Below are 22,762 nucleotides of genomic sequence, written 5' to 3'. Positions count from 1 at the left end.
CAGAAATTTCCAAAATTAACCTTATCGAAACAATTCGTTGCGAGTACGTGAGTTAAGTTTACCTGCTGTTCGCGAGGCGATATCCGGGAGCGGATTGATACTTCAAATCGGTTGTTTCGTATTTTCAATTAAGTCAAGAATTAAGTGTCTGGCGGAAGCTATATCTTCTCTTTATGGAGATTACGAATTAGCGGATGACTCCTTCATTGACTTTCATGTCGACTTAAATGTCGTAAACGATGTAAGCAGACTTTTTTTTCGCAAGAAGGCTGTTTTTCTATCGGACGGCTTCGCACCGTTTGACCCGCTGCCATATCAGCATGCCCCCGCTTTAATAGAGTGGGGTATGAACTGGTGTGTTTCCAGCCAAATCAATACATTTTTGATCATTCACGCCGCTGTGGTCGAGAAACACGGTTACGCAGTGGTAATGCCGGCGCCGCCTGGTTCGGGAAAAAGTACGTTGACGGCTAGTTTGGTACAAGAAGGGTGGCGCTTGCTGTCCGACGAATTAACCTTGGTGGATCTTCAGACCGGTTCCGCGAGTCCTTTCCCACGTCCCATTAGTTTAAAGAATGCGTCTATCGATCTAATCCGGTGCCGCTACCCCAAAGCGGTATTCGGCCCATTAAGCTCTGACACGGTCAAAGGTAGCGTTTGCCATGTGCAACCGCCTACTGCCAGCGTCGAAATGCAACACCAATCGAGTCCCATTGGTTGGGTGGTGTTCCCTAAATACCAGCAAGGAGTTGAGGCCGAGCTTCTAAATATTGGTAAAGCCGAGACAGTTATGGAACTGGCGGATAATTCGTTCAACTACAGCATATTGGCCACAACCGGGTTTAATGTGCTTACTGATATCGTTGACCAAGCCGATTGTTACCGTTTTCGATACAGTCGGCTTGACGATGCAATAGCGGCATTCGAGAACTTGGCCTACTCGAAAAAATGATCGAGTTTCCTCTTATCGTAAAAGTTCTTAGCGGCGAGATGTCGGCGCCAGAACTGACGTTGAAACAATGGGAACTATTGATTCGCCAAGCTCAAGCGTCAATGCTCGCGGGCGTCTTATGTTATCGGTTCGATCCTGACTCGATTCCGAGTAGAGCGTTACGTCATTTGCAATCGGCGCGGGTTCATTCCGATAAGCAAGTCAACGATTTGTTGTGGGAAATTCATCATCTAAAGAAAGTGGCTGCTGAGTTGGGCTTGCCTTTAATCTTGCTTAAGGGTGCCGCCTATGCCGCTTCTGCCTGTCCGGCTGCTAGAGGCCGTTTTTTTTCGGATATCGACTTGTTGGTACCGAAACCGGTCATCGCCGATGCCGAGAAAAAGTTAATGGCCCATGGCTGGGTCAGTAGTTTGCACAATACGTACGATCAGTATTACTACCGGAAATGGATGCACGAAATACCGCCGTTGCGGCATGTATTTCGCGGCAGCGTTATCGATTTGCATCATAATATTCTGCCGCTCACATCCAAAGCCTGTCCTAATGCCAGTTTGCTTATCGAAGCAGCAGTCAATGTAGGCGACAATCCGCAAATTCGTGTGTTGCAAATGCCGGACATGGTAGTCCACAGCGCGGTACATTTGTTTTACGATGGCGAATTGGATCACGGATTGCGCGATTTGGTGGACCTGGACAGTTTGCTTAGAAACAGTTCTGAGGATATTGCTATGCTTGTGGTCGAGCGGGCTTTTGAGTTGGGGCTGCAACTGAGTATTTTTTATGCTTTCCGGTATCTGAATATCATTCTGCAAACACCCATTTCTGCGGAAGTGCAGCAACGAAGCCAACAGGCGGCGCCGGGACGCTTCGGATTACAGATGATGGATTTCTTGTTTCTCAGGGCGCTCATGCCGGCGCACCCGAGTTGCGGCGATCAATGGACTGGGTTAGCCCGATGGCTGTTATATGTAAGGTCCCATTGGTTGAAAATGCCCTGGTATTTGCTGTTTCCGCATTTGTCTAGAAAAGCTTGGTTTAGGCTGATGGGTAAAGAAAAACATTAGTTTGTGATGCTCTCTGGGGGTCGCAGCTAATTGCAAAACAATAATAATTGACATGAAAATTCTGCATATATTGGACCATTCCATCCCATTGCACAGCGGATATACCTTCCGCACCCGGGCCATTTTGGAGCAGCAACGTAAATTGGGCTGGGACACTTATCACGTCACATCGGCCAAGCATCTGGGAAACACCGCAGCGTTCGAAGAGATAGACGGTTTGCAATTTTATCGCTCGGATCAGCCAACAGGCTGGCTGGCTGGGTTGCCGGTCTTAAACCAATGGGCGATAGTCGAAACTCTGTATCGGCGTCTTACCGAAATAATTCCGCAAATAAAACCGGATGTTCTGCATGCGCATTCGCCAGCCTTAAACGGTCTGGCCGCACTCCGAGCCGCACATAAGTTCAGATTACCGTTAGTCTATGAGTGCAGAGCATTTTGGGAAGATGCAGCGGTGGACCACGGTACGACTCTGGAAGGTAGTTTGCGTTATCGGTTGACCAAGTACTTGGAAACCTTTGTGTTCAAACGGGCGGATGCTGTGACCACAATATGCGAAGGCCTGCGTGGCGATATCGTTCAACGCGGGATAGCGGCAGATAAAATCACCGTCATCCCGAATGCGGTCGATATAGAAAAGTTTAATTACGGCGAACAAGCCGACTCTGAGTTGTTAAAGCAATTGGGTTTGACCGGAAAAACCATTTTGGGTTTTATCGGCTCGTTTTACGCCTACGAGGGCCTGTTGTTATTGCTGGACGCCTTGCCTGCAATCGCCCGGCAACAACCGAATGTCCGCTTGCTGTTGGTCGGAGGTGGGCCGCAACAGCCGCAAATTGTCGAAAAAATTGCAAATCTCGGCTTGCAGGAATGGGTCGTCATGCCGGGGCGGGTACCGCACGATCAGGTGCAACAGTATTACAACTTAGTAGACTTGTTGGTTTACCCGAGAATGTCGATGCGATTAACCGATCTGGTTACGCCGCTAAAGCCATTGGAGGCTATGGCGCAAGGTCGGATATTGGTGGCATCGGATGTCGGCGGACACCATGAGTTGATCAAAGATCGCGAAACCGGCTACTTATTTGAGGCGGGCAATGCCGATGCCTTGGCTAATACCATATTGTCTGCGTTGCAGGATCAGGGACACTGGGATGCAATTCGGAGAGCGGGCCGAGCTTACGTGGAACGAGAACGTAACTGGCAGCGAAGCGTCAGTCATTACCAAGCCGTTTACGATGGATTGCTAAGCCAACGCAATGTGTGAACGACAGCCTCGGATCGTTGTTTTTAGTTCGTTATATCCCAGTCGAGTGCGGCCGAACGCCGGCGTATTTATTCGGGAACGCATGTCCAAAGTAGCCGGGCATTGCGCGTTGGTAGTGGTTTCGCCGGTGCCTTGGTTCCCTTTGCAAGGGTTGATTCGGAAACTCCATCCCGGATACAGGCCCCAACCCGATCTAGTAGAAGAACAAAACGGCATCACCGTATATTTTCCGCGTTTTCTGGCGTTGCCGGGAATAGGGCGGGCTCTGGACGGTTTTTTCATGGCAATTTGCAGCTTGCCGGTACTTCTAAAGCTCAAAAACAAGTCGGCGGTCAATTTGATTGACGCCCACTTCGCCTATCCGGACGGCTATGCAGCCTCCTGGCTCGGACTATGGTTGAAATTGCCGGTGACTATTACTTTGCGGGGTACCGAGTTACCGTTGTCTAAAATTCCTGCCCGGAGGAGGCGTATGTTAAGCGCCCTAGCGCGCGCGGCCAGAGTGTTTTCTGTATCGGAGTCTTTGAAAACCCATTTGGTCGGATTGGGTGCCGATACCAACAAAATTCGGGTGATCGGCAACGGCGTGGACACCACAAAATTTTTTCCGATCGATAAAGCCCAAGCCAGAAAGGCATTAAATATTGCCGCCGATGCCCAGGTCTTGATTTCGGTCGGCGGTTTGGTGGATAGAAAAGGCTTTCATCGCGTCCTGGAGATATTGCCCGACTTAAAAAACAATCACTCCCGTTTGTTGTACCTCATTGTCGGCGGAGCAAGTCCGGAAGGCGATATCAAGGCCCGCTTGGTCGCCCAAGTCGAAGCCTTGGGTTTGACGGCCGATGTGCGTTTTCTGGGCGCCATGGCGTCCGATCGTTTGTATCAGGTATTGTCCGCTGCCGATGTATTTGTGTTGGCGACCGCGAACGAGGGCTGGGCAAACGTCTTTCTTGAGGCCATGGCTTGCGGTCTGCCGGTTGTCACGACGGATGTCGGCGGTAACAGGGAAGTGGTCTGCAGCAGTGACCTCGGAATCGTTGTCCGGTTTGGAGACCGGCAAGCGTTGCAGGATGCGGTCGATGTGGCATTAGCTGCGAATTGGAATCGGGAGGCGATTATCGAATATGCGCGACAAAATAGCTGGGACGGTCGCGTCGAAATATTATTGTCTGAATTCAATAATTTGGTGAACGTATGAGTTTTTATACCTCGTTGTGCTCTTCGCTGATATTTCCGCTTCACGAGGTCCTGAAAAAACACTCGACGGTCAGGGTTCGGCGCGATATGGAACGCAGCCAATGGTGGTCTCCGCAGCAAATTAGGCAGGCTCAGCTGAAAACGCTGCGTTTATTCTTGAGCGATGTGCAGGCCCATGTCCCGTATTACCGACAATTGTTTGCCGAGTTGGGTCTCGATGTCGCTCAGATAGAGTTATCCGAGTTATCCCGGTTGCCGCTGTTGACTAAAGCGGAAATACGGCAGCATTTGCCTGAAATGTCCGCGGATGACGCAGAGGGATTGGCGCGGTTTAATACTGGCGGCTCCAGTGGAGAGCCGTTGATTTTCTATATCGGCAGGCGCCGTGTCAGCCACGATGTCGCCGCCAAATGGCGCGCAACGCGCTGGTGGGGTGTGGATATTGGCGATCCCGAGGCTGTGATCTGGGGTTCGCCAATCGAGTTAGGCGCCCAAGATAAGATTCGTCTGTTACGGGACAAGTTGTTGCGGACGCATTTAATCCCCGCATTCGAAATGTCCGCGGAAAAAGTCGATGGTTTTATCCGTCAGTTGCAACAGATCAGGCCCAAAATGCTATTCGGTTACCCCTCGGCGTTGGCGCATATCGCCGGTCGCGCCGAACAAACCGGGGTGAGGTTGGATGATTTGGGCGTCAAAGTGGCCTTTGTTACTTCGGAGCGCCTGTACGATCATCAGCGGGAAAAAATCGAAAGCGTATTCGGCTGCCCGGTGGCAAACGGATACGGCGGCCGCGATGCCGGCTTCATCGCCCACCAATGTCCGCACGGCGGCATGCACATTACGGCGGAAGACATCATCGTCGAGATCGTGGACAAAGACGGAAAGCCACTGCCCAATGGAGAATTGGGGGAAATTGTCGTTACCCATCTGGCAACCCGCGACTTTCCTTTCATTCGTTATCGCACCGGCGACATGGGCATATTGTCCGAGAAGATGTGCGGATGTGGACGCGGTTTGCCGTTGCTGGAAGAACTCCAGGGACGCACGACCGACTTTGTAGTTGCGCTCGACGGGACTGTGTTACACGGTTTGGCCCTGATTTATGTACTTCGTGATCTGGAAGGTGTCGAGGCTTTTAAGATTACCCAAGAAAGTTTGGAAAAAACCACGGTACAAATTGTGAAATCCGCCAGCTATCGGGACGAAGCCGAGCAAAAGATCGTCGCGGAATTTAAGAAGCGTCTCGGCCAAGCGGTTACCGTCAATATTGAATACACCGATTACATTCCCAAAGAGCGTTCCGGCAAATTTCGGTATGTGATCAGCCATGTAAAACCCTAATTTTCAACGGCAGCTATGACAAAATTTGCGGGATGGATGGGGCCGGTTTCCGACACGGAATCGGCGGTTGCAACGCTGGCACAAACAGCGGGTGAGTTGCCGGTTGTTCAGTGCGCCGGCCGCGGTTATGCGGTAGCGACTGACTCGGCTAATTACAAGCAAGCGAGCGGGGTGTTGTTGGTGGCGCTGCAAGCGGCATATCCCACCGATGCGTTGTCGAGTTTATTGGAGGCATATCTACAGCGCGGAATCGAGGCGCTACGGCGTCAGCCCGGCATCGTCAACTTATTGCTGATTGATGAGCGGCAACAAACGACGTTTTTAATGACCGATCCGATTGGGATTAGCCACATTTATTACGCGAGGACCAACGATGCATTGGTGTTTGGTTCCAGCGCGGATTTTGTGGTGCGTCACCCGCAGGTGAGCAATGCCATTTCGCCCCAGTCGGTTTTCGACTACCTCTATTTCAACTATTGTCCCAGCCCAAACACCATTTATCGACAGGTCATGAAACTGGAAGGCGGGCAATGCCTCAGTTTTCATGGCGGTAAAGTCGCGATTGATCGGTATTGGCAGCCCGACTTTTTCGAAAACGACTGCGATTTACGCCAGTCCGGCCGTGAGTTGCAACAATATCTGGTCGAAGCTGTCCGCGATAGAGTGGCAGACGACGAAAATACCGGCGCATTCCTGAGTGGCGGGCTGGACAGCTCCAGCGTCGCCGGTGCACTAGCGCGAGTATTTCCCGGCAAGGCCAAGACTTTTTCCATGGGATTTCAAGTCGCCGGGTATGACGAAATCGAATACGCCAATATTGCGGTTGCTGCGTTTAAAACACGTTCCCATACTTATTACGTTACGCCGGAAGATACGGTTGCTGCGGTTCCGGTAATTGCTGCCTATTACGACGAGCCGTTCGGTAACTCGTCCGCGCTTGCGGCCTACTACTGCGCAAAACTGGCAAAAGACAACGGCGTTAACCGGCTATTGGCCGGCGATGGCGGCGACGAAATCTTCGCCGGCAATGAACGCTATGCCAAGCAGATGTTGTTCGAAGGCTATCATCGCCTGCCGCAATTCTTAACCAGCGGAATGGAGTATGTGCTGGATGGTTTGCCGGACGCGATCGCCAGGCAAAAGATTCCATTTAAAGCCAAAAGATATATCGAACAAGCCAAGGCCGCGATGCCTGATCGTTTGCAGGATTACAATTTTTTACATCGCCACGCGGCGGCGGATATTTTTCAAGCGGATTTCCTAACCGAGGTCGATATCTCCGCGCCGATGCAATCCTTGCGCGAAAACTATTGGCGGCCGGCAAATGCCAGCACTCTGAATCGAATGCTGTACATGGATTGGAAATCCACTTTGCACGACAACGATCTGGTTAAGGTCAACCGGATGTGCGAAATGGCCGGTGTCGAAGTCTGCTATCCGCTGCTCGATCCACGCATCGTCGATTTATCCTGCCGCATTCCGTCGGCTGATAAGTTGCGCGGTCAAAAACTGCGTTGGTTTTATAAACAAGCGATGGCCGATTTTCTGCCGGAAGCCATCATCAATAAATCCAAACACGGCTTTGGCTTGCCGTTCGGCATTTGGTTGAACGACCACGAGCCGTTGAAACAAATGGCTTACCAAACCGTTCGCGATTTGGGGCGCAGGGATTTTTTTCGGCCGGAATTTCTGGAGCATGCGATCAAGATGCATCAAAGCGTTCACGCCGCGTACTACGGCGAATTGATTTGGGTGCTGATGATGTTGGAACTTTGGTTTGTCGGTAAAGGCTATTAATCCAGTTTAAACCGGAGTGGTTGACAAAAAATGTCAGTTTCGGCCAAAAACGGTTTGTCCGTGGAAGCTGACAAATTTAGAGATAGGCGGCGGGGTGGTTCAAAAGCTTGAATCGCGGCTGCAGATTGCGCCATCAGTCACTTGGCACGCAACTTGTATTGTTTAATCCGAGTTTTAACCCCGTTAACTTTGAAGGACGTTCTTATGAATAAACAATTACAAAAAGCACAACAAGGTTTTACCTTGATCGAATTAATGATCGTGGTCGCGATCATCGGTATTTTGGCTGCAATCGCGATTCCGGCGTATCAAGACTATACGGTTAAATCCAAAGTATCAGAAGGTCCAAGCCTCGCCTCTCCGGCGTTGACCGCGGGCGGCGTGGCGTGTAGTGAGCAAAGTTTGACAAGCGGATTAACAAACGGTAGCGTGGGATTGCTTCCTAAAGCCAGTATCACTGGCAAGTATGTCAGTGCTGTCGAGTTTTCGGCTAGTAGCGCTACCGCGGCAACTGTCACAATTTCCTATAAAGCTATTGGTAGTTCTGTTAGCTCAAATGCAACGGTAATTTATAAGGGCGATTGTGTCGTTGGCGTGGGTATGAAGTGGTATACGACACAGACTCCGACCTCGACCAGTTTTAGCGGTACTGTTCCGGCTAAGTATCAACCTAAATCGTAATTGATTGTATTCGATTTGATTTGTGAAGGGGGCTCTGCCCCCTTTTTTATTTTTGAATTTGTTGTAAATTATAATCGCTGATTTTAAATGAAAGCTTTGTTCCAGCGTGGTCGGAAAAACACTGTTTTGTCCATTCTAATATCATTAGTTTTAATGATCTCGGTTTTCGTAGTTTATCTGCCAGGTAAGAATGGCCCGTTTCTGGCGGATGATTTTCCGAATATCTTAGACAATAACAGCATACAAATGCATAGCCTTAGTTATAGTGAGTTAAGCGCCGCTTGGAATGCAAATAATAGCAGTGGGCCATTGAAGAGGTCTTTGGCGAGCTTGAGCTTTGCACTTAATTATTATTTATCCGATCAGCAATTTAATCCCATTTCGTTCAGGATAACTAATGTATTAATTCATGCTGTTAATGCTATTTTATTATTCTTTTGTGTTCGATCTTTAATTTGCGCTCATGATAAAACGGCGCCTGCCCAAGCTTTAGCATTCTGGAGTGCGTTAATTTGGGCATTGCATCCTTTGCAGTTGACATCGGTGCTATACGTAGTGCAACGCATGAACAGCTTGGCTTGTTTTTTTATGTTGTTGGGCTTTCTAGTGTTTTTGAAGGGTAGGATGCATTTGGATAAGCCGGGGAGCTACTTCCTTATCTGGGCTGGTACTCTGGGTGGGGTAATCATAGGGGGAATGTGTAAAGAGAATGCGCTTTTATTGCCGCTTCTTATTTTTGTGAGCGAAGTTACTTTTTTGCCATCCGTAAATTGTAGCAGCATGCGGGGGCGACTATTTGCCTACTATGCTATTACCGTAGTTATTCCGGTCTTAACAGTAATTGGTTATTATTCAATATTTCCGCAGTATCTGTTACAGGGCTACACAATTCGAAATTTCACTTTAACTGAGCGTCTGCTGACTGAGGCTAGAGTTCTATTTTATTACCTCAGATTATTGTTTTATCCTGATAATTCTGAGTTGAGCTTGGCGCATGATGATTTTTTGGTTAGTAGAGGGCTGCTTTCGCCTAAAAATACTTTATTAGCAGTGATTGGCGTTTTTTTTCTAATTGGGATTGCGATAAAAAATACTGTAAGAAAGGGAAATGCTTTTATTAGTTTTTCCGTGTTGTGGTTTTTTGTTGGTCATTTGATGGAGTCCAGTGTTTTTCCGTTAGAGTTGATCTATGAGCATCGCAACTATATTCCGAGTATTGGTGTAGTGATAGGTTTTGTCTTAACCGCTTATAAGCTTGTTGAGTCTCGGGTTAGTAAGCAGTTAATAAACGGTTTTTATATTTCTATCGCCATTAGTTTGGCGTTCGCAACCTATACGCGAGCTGCAGTGTGGTCAAACACAAATAGTTTTACCTATTTTGAAGTCAGAAATCATCCGGAATCGATGCGCGCGAATAGCGCATATGCAAAAAACCTAGAATTAAGAATAGGTGCTAATCCAGAAAGTTATAGTTACTTAACAAAATCATCTCAACTCGATTTATTTGAGATCTCGACGTTAATCGATATGTTCATTGAACTGAATAGCTTTATTCACTCTTCTGACCTTCCTAAGCTGAGTGAGAATGTTGGTTTGCCAAGTCGTTACGATGATCCATTGGTGCTGAATAGAGGCTACATCGAGTCTTTAATGCGACTAGTTAACGACGAGATAATAAGGCGGTTGTCCGATAAGACATTTTCTCTGCGGACCATGACGTCAATCCGGTCGGCATCCAATTGTCTAATTGATCAACATCAAATGTGCCAGGGAATGGGGCCCAACCTATTGCAATGGATTGATGGGGCAATTAACCAGCGAGGATTTTCTCATGTGCCGATGATGTATCTGATTCAAGCCAAGGTAAACTTTTTTATGGGTAACCAAGAAAAAGCCTGGGATGGCTTGAATCAGGCCATTTCATTGTATCCAACCTGGATGTATCTACGTGCGGAAAAAGCCCATTTGTATATTGTGCTCAATGATCTTGATAAGGCGGAGCAAACTCTACAGGAGGCTGAGGCACTGGGTGTCGCGAATGGTCACGACCTCAAGGAGTTTCAAAAACTCAGAGAAATTATATCGAGTTTGAGTTCCAGTTCTAAGGGGGGCTGATTGTCCGATAAGCGGTGTACAATACCATGAGTATTGTTCTCGATTGAGTCATCGTGTGCGATGAGGTTCCTGTCGAGTAAAGGTCATTATAGAAATCTGGGATTATGCGGATACTCAACATCAACTTCAAAAACATCAATTCCCTGGAAGGCGAGGGTCGTATCGATTTCGACCAAGGTCCTATCGCCGACAGCGGCGTGTTTGCGATCACCGGACCGAACGGCTCGGGCAAAACCAGTATCCTCGATGTGATCACGCTGGGGCTGTACGGCGAGACTTTTCGCTTGGATAAGCCGGCGGAGCACGTGATGACCAAGCAGACCAACGATAGTGTGGCGCAAGTCGAATTTGCTCTCGGCGATGTTAAGTTTCGTTCCAGCTGGCGCGTGGAACGTACAGGCGATAGCGTGTTACAGCCTCACATGGCCTTGGCCCGGTTAGACGGCGAACAGCAAGAGCTTTTGGCCGACACGCCGAACTCGGTCAGAACTCGGATTGCCGAGTTAACCGGTATGGATTTTCATAAGTTCAGCAAGTCCATGGTATTGCCGCAAGGCGATTTCGCCGCGTTTTTGAATGCGCTCGATAGCGAGCGTATGGATATTTTGGAAAAAATCAGCGGCTCCGATATTTACCGGGATTACCGGGAGCAAGCCGAATCCAATTACCAAGCCGCTCGTGCCGGTTTGGCTCAACTGCAGCAGGATATCGAATTGATCCCGCTATTGGCCCCCGAGGCTTTGGAAGCCGCCGAGCAGGATTTGCAGGATTTCAAGCAGCAGGCAGATGAATTGAAGGCGCAACAAGCGCTGCTTGAACAACAGATGCGTGACGCGAAAAACGTTCGGGTTCTGCAAAATCGGCAGATACAACTGGAAAGCCAACTACGTCAGATCGAAGATCAAATACAGCAATTGCAAACTGCGCTGCAGGAAATTGGTGGGTTGCAGGATGCCGCCCAGTATCGCGAAGAACTTATTGCATTGGATGCAAAACAAGTTCAGCTCGAGCAAAGTCAAGCCAGTCTCGCAGCATATCGGCAGGAACTTGAGATGTTGCGGAGGCAGCTGGGGGCTGAGGCGGAAAGCAGCACGCCTGAGGAGTTAGTCGATAAATCCTTGGAGACGCAAAAACAAGCGATCGACACGTTGAAATTGAAAATCAGCGAACTGAAATTGCTGTTGCCCAGCGAGTCCGAGCTTGTCCAGGCGATAGAGCTGCAACTGGCCGAAAAGAGAGCTGCGTTGGCCGAAGTCGATACCTGGCTGCAAGAGCAAAGCCGCGATGCAGCATTGCTGAGCGATTTTCCGGACATTCCCCGGTTACGAAACCTGCGGGTGGAACTGGCGGAATTGTCCGGTAAACAGAAAAGCCAATCGAACTGGACCAAGACGACCACAGCGGCTTTGCAAAAGAACAAGTCAGCGCTAAACGCCACTAGAGCCGATATCTCTGAATTAGAAGCCAAGATCAGCGACGCCCGTGACGTGATGGCGGAGTTGGCGCAAGGTAAAAGTTTCGATGAGCTGAAAGACCTAGCGGTCGAGCAGCAGGGTAGAGTCAACGATTTTCGAGAATTGCTATCTATTGCCGAAGTCAACGCCAAATTCAACAAGAAGGGGTTTTTTCATTGGTTTTCGGCTGGTAGCAAACCTGCTGATTTACCTGATGCCGCTGGGCTGCAGGCGCGGCTGGAAGAATTACGGGATGAACTAAGCCGGGAGGACAATATCGGCAAGGCTTTAGAGCAGGCGGTAGCCAACGAAGCCTTATTGAAACGATTTGCCGCGGAACGTAGCAAGCTGGTAGAGGGGCAGCCTTGTTATTTGTGCGGTTCGCTGCACCATCCTTACCTGATGAAGCCACCGCTACAGAGTAATGCCAAAAAGGCCTTGGTCGACCAGCGCGGAAAGATGCAAGCGCTAAAAACCACGATCGACACGTTGGCGGCGCAACTGGCAGCAGCGGAAAAGCGGGGAGTGCAAATATCCGCCCGCGACCAGCGGTTGCAGCAAATGCGTTCGGATTGGCAACTGCTGGTTAATCGATTGAATGTGGTTAGCCAGGATTTGACGATCGATAATGTTTCCTTGCAGAAGCGCTTGCTTGCCAACGAGACGGAGGAACTGGAGAAAATCAAAAATTTGGTTAACGAACACGCCCAATTGCAGCGGAATGTGGCGAAATGGTTGGCGGAAATCGATAACAAAAAGTCTGCTCTGGAAAAACTTGCCGCATCTGTCAGTCAGTTGGATGAGGCCTGGAATAATCGGCCGTCCGAGTTTGTGGAGGTGGAGCAGCGTTTTGCCGGCCTTAAAGCCGAAGAGAAAGCGTTAACTGAGCAGTTGGAAAAGCAACTCGAAAAATTGGGCGAGAAATTGCCCGGTAAAGGTAAGGAAAACCTGTTATTCGATAAGTTAAATGCCCGTCGCCAGGATTACCAGATTAGAGAAATGCGGCAAAAAGGCTTGATAGAGGAGGTGTCCGCGCTACAGGAAAAGTTGCGGGGAACTCAGGCGAACATCATCGACTATCAAAACACACTCTCGGATTATGCGAGCCGATTACTAAACGAGGAATCCGTGGGCTTGCATTTGGCCTTAGTCGAAAAGCAAAAGCTGATCGTCGACTGCGAAAGCGCATTGTCGGCTCAGCAAATCGAATTCGAAGCCATGTCCCGTTTGGTTGCTGGTAAGTTGGCGGGTAGTGACTTCGCCGATATCGACGATTTGCGGGCGGCATTGATGCTTATCGATAGCCGCCAGCAAATCGAAGCGGCGCTGGCGGACCAAGCCGGCCTAAGAGTGTCAATTGTGGAAGCCTTGGCTAAAACGGGCGAAGAGTTGCAACGGGAAGCTGCGGTATTGACGATGATGGCGAATACTGACGAAGAAAGCATATTGTATTCGTTGAAGCAGTTGACTCGGCAGCTCGAAATCGCTGAGCAGGAAGTCCATAGTTTGGAAAACAAGCTAGACAAACAACAGGGCTACCGGGAGAAACTTCAAGGGTTGCAGGGGCGGCTAAGCGAGCAATTGGCGTTGTACAGTCAAGCCGAAGCGGATCTGAAACTGATCTCCGATGAACAGGGGGGGCTGCGCAAGCGGATTCAACAGCTGTTGGTCGATAAGTTGATGTCCAAGGCCAATCAAATTTTAGAGAAACTCAGTGGTCGTTATTACGTGCGCAGCTCCGTAAACGATCACGGTTTGGCCCTTGAGATCGAGGATACCAAACAGAGGAATCTGCGCCGATTGCCGAAAACCTTATCCGGGGGTGAAAGTTTTGTGGTGAGTTTGGCTTTGGCTTTGGCGTTAGCGGAAATTGCCAATAATGGTCGGGCGATCGACTCGTTATTTTTAGACGAGGGTTTCGGCAATCTGGATGCCGAGGCCCTGTATCTGGCGATGAGTGCGCTGGAAGGGTTAACGAATCAAGGTAAGACGGTCGGCGTGATTTCCCATGTCGATGCCGTTAAAAAACGCATTAAGACTCAAATAGAGTTGGTGAAAAAAGCCAACGGCTTGAGCGAATTGAAGATGGTTGCCTAGCAGAAGCGGCGGCCTTGGGCTTATATTCCAAAGGCCGCTATGCCGAATCGAACTACCGGCTGGGACGAAAGGCTTTGCCATAGGTGGTTTCGGCGTCGAAATTGTCCCAGACGTAAAGCGGATAGACTATCGGTTGGGTTGGAACTGGCGCCGAGACCAGATCCAGCACGCCGACTCCGATACGACCGCCCATATTCAGCAGACCTTTTAATGTGCCGCCGACAAAGCCGTAAATCACGTTGCTTTGATTATTGATAATGATGATGTTTTTGGGGATTTCCAAGGACGAAGCCGCGATGTTGGCGAGACCGGTACTCAGTTTGCGGCCGACGGTCTGGCCGTAACTTTCCGATTCGTCGGCTTGTACCGTTAAGCTAAAGCACGCGGTGGCTGATAACAGCAATACTGCTGCGTTGCGGGTAACTTGATTCATAGCGTGTCCTGTAAAAATCCCATTTTGCATCGCGGCCGGAGTTTCGGCTTATAGGCCTGCCGCGTCTCGGCCGCAAGTATAGCAGAGCTTGATTGGATTACTTTTTCAAGGCTTTTGCAAACGCCGAACTCATTGAATTCTGTAGTGCGGGTTGCGGCTTAGGCTTGTGGTTGTTTGGGGTTGCCTTTTCGCTACGCACGAAGTCGCTGCTGTCGACGTCTTTTTTCATGCTCAACGAGATACGCTGGCGGGCGACGTCCACCTCCAGTACCCGTACCTTTACCGTATCGCCGGCTTTGACGACACTGCGCGGATCCTTGACGAATTCGTCAGCCAAATGGGAAATGTGTACCAGCCCGTCCTGATGGACGCCAATATCGACAAACGCGCCGAAAGCCGCGACATTGGTGACCACGCCCTCCAGGCTCATGCCGGGTAAGAGGTCGGTGATTTTTTCCACGCCCTCTTTGAATTGGGCGCTTTTGAATTCCGGGCGCGGGTCGCGGCCGGGTTTTTCCAGCTCCTGTAAAATGTCGCTGACTGTCGGTAGGCCGAATTCGGCGCTAGTGTAGTTTGCCGGATTCAGGCTGCGCAGAAAGTGGCTCTGGCCGATCAGGTCGCGGATCGATTTACCCGTGTCGTCTAAAATTGCATTGACTACAGGGTAGGCTTCCGGATGTACAGCCGACGCGTCTAATGGATTGTCGCCGGTCATGATGCGTAAAAAACCGGCCGCCTGCTCGAAAGCTTTGTCACCCAGGCGCGGCACCTTTTTTAATTGGCCACGATTCGCGAACGGACCGTTAGCGTCGCGAAACGCAACGATGTTCTCGCTAATGCCGCTGTTTAATCCGGAGACTTGTTTTAACAGTGCGGCGGACGCAGTATTTACGTCAACGCCGACAGCGTTTACGCAGTCTTCAACCACGGTATCAAGCATGCGGGCCAGTTGCGATTGGTTGACATCGTGCTGGTATTGACCGACGCCGATGGATTTGGGGTCGATTTTAACCAGTTCCGCCAACGGATCTTGTAACCGGCGCGCAATTGATACTGCGCCGCGTAGCGAGACGTCGAGGTCAGGAAACTCCTTGGCTGCCAGTTCCGATGCGGAATATACCGACGCGCCGGCTTCGGAGACGACAATTTTCTGGAAATGCAATTCCGGGTGGCGTTTCATTAAGTCGGCGACCAGTTGATCGGTTTCTCGCGAAGCGGTCCCGTTGCCGATGCTAACCAGTTGTACCTTATATTGCGTTATGTGCCTGGCTAGCGTTGCTATTGATTGATCCCACTGGTTTTTGGGTTGATGGGGATATACGGTGTCCGTGGTCAGCAATTTACCTGTCGGGTCGACGACGGCAACTTTTACTCCGGTGCGAATACCCGGGTCTAACCCCATGGTTGTTTTTGGGCCGGCCGGCGCCGCCAGCAACAAATCGCGTAGGTTGGCGGCAAAGACTTTTATGGCCTCAAACTCAGCCGCTTCCCGCAGGCGCATTTTCAAATCCATGTCGATGCGGGTAAATAGTTTGACTTTCCATGCGAAGCGGGCGGTTTCGGCCAGCCAGGCATCGGCAGGTTTTTGGGGGTCATTGACTTGTAGGTGGCGGCAAACGAACTGGGTGCAAAGCTGGTGCTCGTCTTGATCTTGTTCGGCTGGTTTCAGCGTCAGCGTCAATAGATCTTCGTTTCTGCCGCGGAACAAAGCCAAGGCTCTGTGGGATGGGATTTTGTTGATCGCTTCACTGTAGTCGAAATAATCTTTAAACTTGGCTGCCTCAGTTTCTTTTCCCGATACCACGCTTGCCTGCAAGATGCCTTTATTCCAGATGCGTTCGCGTAGTTCGGTTAGCAATTCCGCATCTTCGGAGATGCGTTCCATGATGATTTGCCGTGCACCCTCCAAGGCCGCTGCAACGTCCGCGACGCCTTTTTCCGGATCAAGGTAGGCGGCGGCGGCTTGCTCCGGAATCAAATCGCGGTTTTGCAGCAGGGCGTCAGCCAATGGTTCCAGGCCTGCCTCGCGGGCAATTTGTGCTTTAGTGCGGCGTTTGGGTTTGTAAGGCAGGTACAAGTCTTCCAGCAGCGTTTTGGTGTCGGCATCGCGGATCGACTGTTCCAGTTCCGGCGTCAGTTTGCCTTGGGATCGGATGCTGTCGAGAATCGACTCGCGGCGATCGTTGAGTTCACGCAGATATCCCAAGCGATCTTCCAAGTTCCGCAATTGAGTATCGTCCAAGCCGCCGGTCAATTCTTTACGGTAGCGGGCGATGAAGGGTACGGTGGCTCCCTCGTCCAATAAGGCAGCGGCGGCGGCAACTTGTTGGGGTCTTACGGAAAGTTCTGTCGCGATTTGTTGGATGACATCCATCAGTGTTTTGCTCGGAGTAAGTAAAACCGCCGATTTTATCGTACCGGTAGCGGATGAAAAAGCAGGGAAGGATGGAAAAACAGCAGGCACAAAAAAACGCCAGCTGCAGAGCAACTGGCGTTTTGAAGACTAAAGCAAACTAATTATTTTGCTTGGCTCAGGACGTCATTGTTGAAATCTTTGTGCTTAGACAGCACTTGAGCTTCGGCAGCAGAACTGGTGTCGCCGCTGTATTTCAAGTGTTTGGTTTCGTCTTGTTTCAACATAACGACGCCAGCAATAGCAATCGCAGTAACAACAGCAACTACGGTAAAGGTATTGTCTTTTTCTTGTTCAGCCATTTTCTAATCCTCATCTTGTTGTTGTAATAATTAGCCCTATACAGGGGCAACTCGAGTTGTATGTCGAATTTAGTATTATTGTTAGTCGACGGGGCATTTTTTACACTTAAATTTGTTTTGTGTCAAAACAATATTTTTTCGTTGCGAAATTTTTTGCTGTATCAGTGCTATAGCGGACTGTTCCGCCGGTTTTGATCGGGGGTGTTCACGTGATGCTGGCGTAGGCGCCGGCGATTGGTCGGTTCGAAGTTCGGACGTCGAACTGGCCGCAGAGCCGTCAACACGGTTGTTTCGGTATCTCCTAAACGGAAACGCGTGTTAGCATTCGTAAGATAAGACAGCGAAACCGCATCGGGCTTCGCCTTCACTTTTTATCATGAGGATACAACAATGGTTAAACACGTACATTTGCTGTTCGTAGTTCTAGTTGCGGTCAGCTTTGTCGCAAGGGTGCTGGCAGCGCAACTCAAGCCTGAGTTATTGCAGCGCCCGGTGTTGAAGATCGCGCCGCACGCATTAGCGAGCTTGTTGTTGCTTAGCGGTATTGTTTTGGTGTTTCAAGGTGGCTGGTTGCACGGCAATTTTGGTTGGATTGTGGCCAAGTTGTTGGCATTGCCGATTTTTATCGGCTTGGGCATGCTTGCGATTCGTCGGGAAGGTCAGCAGCGGTGGTTGGCGTTTTTCGGTGCAATTCTGGTGTTCTTGTACATTGGCGGGGTGGCGATCGGTAAAGATGCCTTTTTCATTTTATAAAGTTATTTGATATCAATGGCTTGATAGTCTTTGTTTGATGGAGAAAATATGGCTTGACAAGCTAAAAATGTTGTTAACTAACGAAAAAGGCTTGTCATGCTGGGGCTCTTGGGTTAGTCTCTGAACCTCCTGTCAATTCTTAACGAAAGGAGGGTAGGATGCGAAAAGCGAGATGGATAGCTTTTTTAACGCTATCAACTGGCCTGGCGTCTGTTAGCTCTGTTAGTTATGCGAAAACAGAGAAACACGGTTTGCTTTCCATTGAACAAAGTGGCATTGCGTCGTACTACAGCGACAAATTGCATGGTCAGCGGACAGCGAACGGTGAGGTTTACGATAAAAATGCAATGACTGCGGCTCATGCCTCCTTGCCTTTCGGCTCGGTGGTGCGAGTTGTAAACTTATCCAATAACCGTAGTGTTCAGCTACGTATCAACAGCCGCGCTAGTCGCAGTAACAAGCGATTGTTAGATGTATCTAAGCAAGCGGCAAGAGAGCTCGGTTTTGTAGAGGCCGGCTTGGCCAAAGTGAAACTTGAGGTGGTGCGCTTCGGCGACGCCTAAGGCTTGAATCGCCGACTATCCGCCCTATGTTGTCGTCCCGGATAGTCGGTCGGTTTTTTGTTACCGATCAGGGATTTGAAGTTGGAATGGCTTTAAAGCCGATATCGTCCCGATAATATACGTTTTTCCAATCGATTTGGCGGGTCAAGATATAAGCTTTGCGTTGAGCCTCGGCAATGTCGGCCCCCAAAGCGCAGGCGCATAACACTCTGCCGCCGGCCGTAACCACCTGTCTGTCGTCCATTAACTTGGTTCCAGCATGAAACACTTTTGTATCTTCGGTGCTATCAGTCGGTAAGCCGTTGATAGCATCCCCTTTTGTATAGGTGTCCGGATACCCGCCGGCAGCCAACACGACGCCTAAAGCCGCTCGTTGGTCCCACTCGGTATCGATTTTGTCCAGCGTTTTCTGCAATGCTGCCTGGCACAACTCCACAAGATCGCTTTTCAATCGCATCATGATCGGTTGTGTTTCCGGATCGCCAAACCGGCAGTTGTATTCCAGAACTTTTACCGTGCCGTTTTTGCCGATCATCAAGCCCGCGTAAAGGAAGCCGGTATATTCATTCCCGTCTGCGCGCATGCCGCGTAATGTAGGCATGATGATGTCATTCATGACCCGCTGATGGATTTCGGGAGTCACCACCGGAGCCGGGGAATAAGCGCCCATTCCGCCCGTATTCGGTCCGAGGTCGCCATTGTCGCGCGCTTTGTGGTCTTGCGACGTCGCCATTGCTAGTGCGTGCTCGCCGTCCGCGATGACAATGAAGCTGGCCTCCTCGCCTGCTAAGAACTCCTCAATCACTACCCGATGCCCGGCTTCGCCGAAACTGTTACCGGATAGCATGTCCTGCACGGCCTCGATAGCTTGTTCCTCGGTTTGAGCAACGATGACCCCTTTTCCGGCAGCCAAGCCGTCGGCTTTGACGACGATAGGGGCGCCCTGGCTGCGGATGTAGGCGATGGCCTGTTCGGTGTCGGTAAAGGTTTGGTAGGCTGCAGTCGGTATACCGTGGTGGGCCATAAAATCCTTGCAAAACGATTTCGACCCTTCCAGCTGTGCTGCTTGGGCGGAAGGGCCGAAACAGGCAAGCCCTGCGGCCTGGAATTGGTCGACGATACCGAGTACCAATGGGACCTCTGGGCCGACGATTGTCAAGTCGATGCCGCGAGCCTGGGCGAAATTCAGCAATCCCGGAATGTCGTCGGCTTGAATGTCGACGTTGTCGATACCGGGTTCCAGCGCGGTGCCGGCATTGCCGGGAGCTACGAACACATGGGGGGCTTTGGGAGATTGTTTGGCTTTCCAGGCCAGGGCGTGTTCGCGCCCGCCGCTACCGACGATCAGGATTTTCATAGGACTTACCGGAAATGAGTTGGGAAAACAGGGCCGGAGTCGCCGGCCCAAATTGGTATGAATCAGAGAGGCTGCAGCTTATCAATGCCGAAAATGGCGCATGCCGGTCAATACCATCGCAATATTGTGCTCGTCCGCCGCGGCGATTACTTCGGCGTCGCGCATCGAGCCACCGGGGTGTATCACAGCTGTAATCCCGGCCGCCGCCGCGGCGTCAATCCCGTCTCGGAACGGAAAAAACGCGTCGGAAGCCATCACCGAACCGGCGACTTCCAGTCCTTCGTCTGCGGCTTTGATGCCGGCGATCTTGGCGGAATAGACCCGGCTCATTTGGCCGGCGCCTACGCCGATGGTTCGGCCGTGTTTGCCGTAAACGATGGCATTGGATTTGACGAATTTGGCTACTTTCCAGACGAACAACAAGTCGGCCAACTCTTGTTCGGTCGGCGCGCGCTTACTGACGATTTTTAAGTCCGCGGCAGTGATGTTGCCGGTATCTCTGTCTTGAACCAGCAGGCCGCCGCCGACCCGTTTGAAATCGAATTGGCCATCATCAATTTCACTCCAATATCCGCACTCCAAAACGCGGATATTGGGCTTCTTGGCCAGAGCCGCCCTGGCGTCGGCAGCAATTGCCGGGGCGATAATCACTTCCACGAACTGGCGGCCGATTAGTTCCGAAGCGGTGGATGGGTCCAGTTCGCGATTGAAGGCGATGATGCCGCCGAACGCGGAGGTGGGGTCGGTTGCATAGGCTAGGTTATAAGCCTCGAAAATATCTTTACCAATCGCAACGCCACAGGGATTGGCGTGTTTAACAATCACGCAGGCCGGCTGGTCGGAAAAGGCTTTAACGCATTCTAACGCCGCATCGGCGTCGGCAATGTTGTTGTAGGACAGTTCCTTACCTTGTAACTGTCTGGCGGCGGCGATGCTGCCGGCAGAAGGTGTTTTTTCCCGGTAAAAAGCGGCGTTTTGATGCGGGTTTTCACCGTAGCGCATGGTTTGCAAGCGCTGAAATTGCAGGTTGAGCGTATCCGGAAAGCCGCTGTCGATTACTTTTCCTAAATAAACCGAGATCGCCGTGTCGTAGCGTGCAGTATGTTCAAAGCTTTTCAGTGCCAGTTTGAAGCGGCGCTCGTGACTTAAGGTGACGTTACCGGTTTGCAGTTCTTCGAGAATGGTCGAGTAATCGGCCGGGTCAACCACAACTGCGACATCCTCGTGATTCTTGGCCGCGGCGCGGATCATGGTCGGGCCGCCAATGTCGATATTTTCAATTGCAGTATTCAGATCGCAATCGGGTTTGGCAACGGTTTGTTCGAACGGATAAAGATTCACGATCACCATGTCGATCGGCTGGATGCCGCTTTCTGTCATAACGGTGTCGTCAATTCCACGTCGGCCCAATATGCCACCGTGTACTTTGGGGTGAAGCGTTTTGACACGGCCGTCCATCATCTCCGGAAAGCCTGTGTAGTCCGAGACTTCCCGGACGGCAATGTTGTGCTCGGCCAACAATTTCGCAGTGCCGCCGGTGGATAGTAATTCGACTCCCAGGCCGTTCAGGCCGCGGCAAAATTCCAAGATGCCGGTTTTGTCGGAGACGCTGACCAACGCACGGGTCACTTTTTTGTTCATGCAAACCTCAAAAAGGGGGGAAGAAAATGTTAACTAATGCCGTAATGTTCCAGCTTTTTTCGTAGGGTGCTGCGGCTAAGGCCTAAGATGACCGCGGCTTTGCTTTGGTTGAAATCGCAGTATTTCAGAGTGGTTTCCAGCAGCGGTTTCTCGACTTCCGCCAAAACCAGATTGTAGAGGCCGGAGGAGTCGTGACCGTTAAGGTGCTTGAAGTACTCTTCGACGCAATCTCGGACATGGTCTGAAAGGGTGCGGTCGCAGCCGTTATCTTTGGAAGGGGGTGGTGTTACCATCTAGGCCGCTCTTGATGAAATTAAATTAAAAGATGCGTCGACCAGTTTAAGTTGCAGTTTGGTGTCCTGAGCCTGGTTGATCGCCGCTTTTTGAGCGGCCGGCAAAGTGCCGAGACGATCGAAATACCAGCCAATGTGTTTGCGAGCGATTCTAACACCACTGTCTTCGCCGTAGAAACTGTATAAATTCTCCAAGTGCCGGACTATGAGGGTTTTGATTTCGGTCAAACTAGGCGGTATCGCGGATGTACCCTGCAGGCTTGCCGTGATTTCATGGAAAATCCAGGGGCGGCCTTGGGCAGCGCGGCCGATCATGATGGCGTCGGCTCCGGTGTAATCCAGGACTTGTTTGGCTTTCGCCGCGCTATCAATGTCGCCGTTGGCGATGATTGGAATTTTGCTTACTTGTTTTACGCTTTTAATAGTGTCGTATTCGGCATGGCCTTCGAATTTACAGGCTCTGCTGCGGCCGTGTATGGTTAGAGCTTGAATGCCGCTTTGCTCGGCGATTCGGGCAATCCGCAATGCATTGCGATTCTGCGGATCCCAGCCGGTTCGAATTTTCAAAGTGACCGGAATCTCAACTGCGGCGACCACTGCGTCCAGAATTCGGGCCACCAGATCTTCGTCTCTGAGTAGCGCCGAACCGGCGGCGGTCGAGCAGACTTTTTTGGCGGGGCAGCCCATGTTGATATCGATGATTTGCGCACCGCGTTGCTGGTTAAGCCTCGCGGCGGCGGCCATCTGCGCAGGATCGGCGCCTAAAATTTGCACAGAGCGTAAGCCGGCTTCCCCTGCACGGTCGGCTTTTTTTAAGGTCCGGGGATGATTTTGCAGGGTATTGTTCGAAATCAACATCTCCGACACGACCAGACCGGCACCGAACTCGCTGCACAGTTGCCGGAAAGGTTTATCGGTTATGCCCGCCATCGGGGCTAACAGGACATTGTTGGGGAGTTGATAAGGGCCGATCTTCATGGAGCGCCGGGCTAGCCGAAAAGGCAGAAAATGATACCCTAAAATCGGTAGGATGGAGAAG

General features: G+C 50.7%; 19 protein-coding genes. 12 read left to right on the top strand and 7 right to left on the bottom strand.

The features are described 5' to 3' along the window. Window positions 1-94 precede the first annotated feature (94 nt). The 9 genes from ACH518_RS18000 (at window position 95) to ACH518_RS17960 (ending at window position 13,968) form a co-directional block, all read left to right on the top strand. Window positions 95-952, top strand: a complete 858-nt coding sequence (locus ACH518_RS18000; protein ID WP_445371074.1) for an HprK-related kinase A — start codon at window positions 95-97, stop codon at window positions 950-952. Next, complete coding sequence (locus ACH518_RS17995) at window positions 949-2,016, top strand: nucleotidyltransferase domain-containing protein (RefSeq protein ID WP_445371073.1); 1,068 nt, start codon at window positions 949-951, stop codon at window positions 2,014-2,016. Before ACH518_RS18000 ends, ACH518_RS17995 begins: the two co-directional genes overlap by 4 nt. A gap of 52 nt (window positions 2,017-2,068) precedes the next feature. Next, on the top strand, window positions 2,069-3,283 hold the full coding sequence (locus ACH518_RS17990; RefSeq protein ID WP_445371072.1) for a TIGR04063 family PEP-CTERM/XrtA system glycosyltransferase: 1,215 nt from the start codon (window positions 2,069-2,071) through the stop codon (window positions 3,281-3,283). Between the two features lie 82 nt (window positions 3,284-3,365). Then, window positions 3,366-4,481 (top strand): glycosyltransferase, encoded by a 1,116-nt coding sequence (locus tag ACH518_RS17985; protein WP_445371071.1) that lies wholly within the window; start codon window positions 3,366-3,368, stop codon window positions 4,479-4,481. Continuing rightward, the gene (locus ACH518_RS17980) at window positions 4,478-5,824 is read left to right on the top strand and encodes a phenylacetate--CoA ligase family protein (protein WP_445371070.1); all 1,347 of its coding nucleotides are present in this window, start codon (window positions 4,478-4,480) and stop codon (window positions 5,822-5,824) included. The genes ACH518_RS17985 and ACH518_RS17980 overlap by 4 nt, the downstream gene beginning before the upstream one ends. A gap of 15 nt (window positions 5,825-5,839) precedes the next feature. Then, on the top strand, window positions 5,840-7,621 hold the full coding sequence (locus ACH518_RS17975) for an asparagine synthetase B family protein (protein ID WP_445371069.1): 1,782 nt from the start codon (window positions 5,840-5,842) through the stop codon (window positions 7,619-7,621). 204 nt (window positions 7,622-7,825) lie between these two features. Next, window positions 7,826-8,302: a pilin gene (locus ACH518_RS17970; RefSeq protein WP_140910612.1), complete on the top strand. Its 477-nt coding sequence runs from the start codon at window positions 7,826-7,828 to the stop codon at window positions 8,300-8,302. An 87-nt stretch (window positions 8,303-8,389) separates the two neighbouring features. Continuing rightward, window positions 8,390-10,417: a tetratricopeptide repeat protein gene (locus ACH518_RS17965; protein WP_445371068.1), complete on the top strand. Its 2,028-nt coding sequence runs from the start codon at window positions 8,390-8,392 to the stop codon at window positions 10,415-10,417. Window positions 10,418-10,521: 104 nt separating this feature from the next. Further along, entirely contained in the window at window positions 10,522-13,968 is a 3,447-nt protein-coding gene (locus tag ACH518_RS17960) for an AAA family ATPase (RefSeq protein ID WP_445371067.1), read from the top strand. Window positions 13,969-14,020: 52 nt separating this feature from the next. Here ACH518_RS17960 and ACH518_RS17955 read toward each other — a convergent pair whose 3' ends face one another. Next, the gene (locus ACH518_RS17955) at window positions 14,021-14,401 is read right to left on the bottom strand and encodes an exosortase system-associated protein, TIGR04073 family (protein ID WP_445371066.1); all 381 of its coding nucleotides are present in this window, start codon (window positions 14,399-14,401) and stop codon (window positions 14,021-14,023) included. 97 nt (window positions 14,402-14,498) lie between these two features. Beyond that, on the bottom strand, window positions 14,499-16,775 hold the full coding sequence (locus ACH518_RS17950; RefSeq protein WP_445371065.1) for a Tex family protein: 2,277 nt from the start codon (window positions 16,773-16,775) through the stop codon (window positions 14,499-14,501). On the opposite strand from ACH518_RS17950, the gene ACH518_RS17945 reads away from it, so the two are divergent. Further along, window positions 16,765-16,908 (top strand): hypothetical protein, encoded by a 144-nt coding sequence (locus ACH518_RS17945; protein WP_278211373.1) that lies wholly within the window; start codon window positions 16,765-16,767, stop codon window positions 16,906-16,908. The two genes, ACH518_RS17950 and ACH518_RS17945, sit on opposite strands and share 11 nt — an antisense overlap. Before the next feature lie 10 nt (window positions 16,909-16,918). Here ACH518_RS17945 and ACH518_RS17940 read toward each other — a convergent pair whose 3' ends face one another. After that, entirely contained in the window at window positions 16,919-17,116 is a 198-nt protein-coding gene (locus ACH518_RS17940) for a hypothetical protein (RefSeq protein ID WP_140910617.1), read from the bottom strand. A gap of 390 nt (window positions 17,117-17,506) precedes the next feature. Between ACH518_RS17940 and ACH518_RS17935 the strand changes: the two genes are divergently transcribed. Both ACH518_RS17935 and ACH518_RS17930 read left to right on the top strand, forming a co-directional pair. Next, window positions 17,507-17,869, top strand: a complete 363-nt coding sequence (locus tag ACH518_RS17935; RefSeq protein ID WP_445371064.1) for a SirB2 family protein — start codon at window positions 17,507-17,509, stop codon at window positions 17,867-17,869. A gap of 158 nt (window positions 17,870-18,027) precedes the next feature. Further along, the gene (locus ACH518_RS17930) at window positions 18,028-18,432 is read left to right on the top strand and encodes a septal ring lytic transglycosylase RlpA family protein (protein ID WP_140910619.1); all 405 of its coding nucleotides are present in this window, start codon (window positions 18,028-18,030) and stop codon (window positions 18,430-18,432) included. Window positions 18,433-18,499: 67 nt separating this feature from the next. Here the strand turns inward: ACH518_RS17930 and purD are convergent, their stop codons facing one another. The 4 genes from purD to dusB form a co-directional block, all read right to left on the bottom strand. Further along, complete coding sequence (gene purD, locus ACH518_RS17925) at window positions 18,500-19,789, bottom strand: phosphoribosylamine--glycine ligase (protein ID WP_445371063.1); 1,290 nt, start codon at window positions 19,787-19,789, stop codon at window positions 18,500-18,502. Window positions 19,790-19,870: 81 nt separating this feature from the next. Next, window positions 19,871-21,430, bottom strand: a complete 1,560-nt coding sequence (gene purH, locus ACH518_RS17920; RefSeq protein WP_445371062.1) for a bifunctional phosphoribosylaminoimidazolecarboxamide formyltransferase/IMP cyclohydrolase — start codon at window positions 21,428-21,430, stop codon at window positions 19,871-19,873. Between the two features lie 29 nt (window positions 21,431-21,459). After that, window positions 21,460-21,723, bottom strand: coding sequence for a helix-turn-helix domain-containing protein (locus tag ACH518_RS17915; protein WP_140910622.1), 264 nt, complete (start codon window positions 21,721-21,723; stop codon window positions 21,460-21,462). Further along, the gene (gene dusB / locus ACH518_RS17910) at window positions 21,724-22,701 is read right to left on the bottom strand and encodes a tRNA dihydrouridine synthase DusB (RefSeq protein WP_140910623.1); all 978 of its coding nucleotides are present in this window, start codon (window positions 22,699-22,701) and stop codon (window positions 21,724-21,726) included. Window positions 22,702-22,762 lie beyond the last annotated feature (61 nt).

The sequence above is a fragment of the Methylomonas sp. HW2-6 genome (genome assembly GCF_052474525.1).
This window is presented reverse-complemented; position numbering and strand designations above follow the sequence as displayed.

Excerpts from the sequence above, each read along its gene's own strand:
- ACH518_RS17995 (WP_445371073.1), top strand. The coding sequence starts at position 949 with ATGATCGAGTTTCCTCTTATCGTAAAAGTTCTTAGCGGCGAGATGTCG.
- ACH518_RS17990 (WP_445371072.1), top strand. The coding sequence starts at position 2,069 with ATGAAAATTCTGCATATATTGGACCATTCCATCCCATTGCACAGCGGA.
- ACH518_RS17985 (WP_445371071.1), top strand. The coding sequence starts at position 3,366 with ATGTCCAAAGTAGCCGGGCATTGCGCGTTGGTAGTGGTTTCGCCGGTG.
- ACH518_RS17980 (WP_445371070.1), top strand. The coding sequence starts at position 4,478 with ATGAGTTTTTATACCTCGTTGTGCTCTTCGCTGATATTTCCGCTTCAC.
- ACH518_RS17975 (WP_445371069.1), top strand. The coding sequence starts at position 5,840 with ATGACAAAATTTGCGGGATGGATGGGGCCGGTTTCCGACACGGAATCG.
- ACH518_RS17970 (WP_140910612.1), top strand. The coding sequence starts at position 7,826 with ATGAATAAACAATTACAAAAAGCACAACAAGGTTTTACCTTGATCGAA.
- ACH518_RS17965 (WP_445371068.1), top strand. The coding sequence starts at position 8,390 with ATGAAAGCTTTGTTCCAGCGTGGTCGGAAAAACACTGTTTTGTCCATT.
- ACH518_RS17960 (WP_445371067.1), top strand. The coding sequence starts at position 10,522 with ATGCGGATACTCAACATCAACTTCAAAAACATCAATTCCCTGGAAGGC.
- ACH518_RS17955 (WP_445371066.1), bottom strand. The coding sequence starts at position 14,401 with ATGAATCAAGTTACCCGCAACGCAGCAGTATTGCTGTTATCAGCCACC.
- ACH518_RS17945 (WP_278211373.1), top strand. The coding sequence starts at position 16,765 with ATGACATCCATCAGTGTTTTGCTCGGAGTAAGTAAAACCGCCGATTTT.
- ACH518_RS17950 (WP_445371065.1), bottom strand. The coding sequence starts at position 16,775 with ATGGATGTCATCCAACAAATCGCGACAGAACTTTCCGTAAGACCCCAA.
- ACH518_RS17940 (WP_140910617.1), bottom strand. The coding sequence starts at position 17,116 with ATGGCTGAACAAGAAAAAGACAATACCTTTACCGTAGTTGCTGTTGTT.
- ACH518_RS17935 (WP_445371064.1), top strand. The coding sequence starts at position 17,507 with ATGGTTAAACACGTACATTTGCTGTTCGTAGTTCTAGTTGCGGTCAGC.
- ACH518_RS17930 (WP_140910619.1), top strand. The coding sequence starts at position 18,028 with ATGCGAAAAGCGAGATGGATAGCTTTTTTAACGCTATCAACTGGCCTG.
- purD (WP_445371063.1), bottom strand. The coding sequence starts at position 19,789 with ATGAAAATCCTGATCGTCGGTAGCGGCGGGCGCGAACACGCCCTGGCC.
- purH (WP_445371062.1), bottom strand. The coding sequence starts at position 21,430 with ATGAACAAAAAAGTGACCCGTGCGTTGGTCAGCGTCTCCGACAAAACC.
- ACH518_RS17915 (WP_140910622.1), bottom strand. The coding sequence starts at position 21,723 with ATGGTAACACCACCCCCTTCCAAAGATAACGGCTGCGACCGCACCCTT.
- dusB (WP_140910623.1), bottom strand. The coding sequence starts at position 22,701 with ATGAAGATCGGCCCTTATCAACTCCCCAACAATGTCCTGTTAGCCCCG.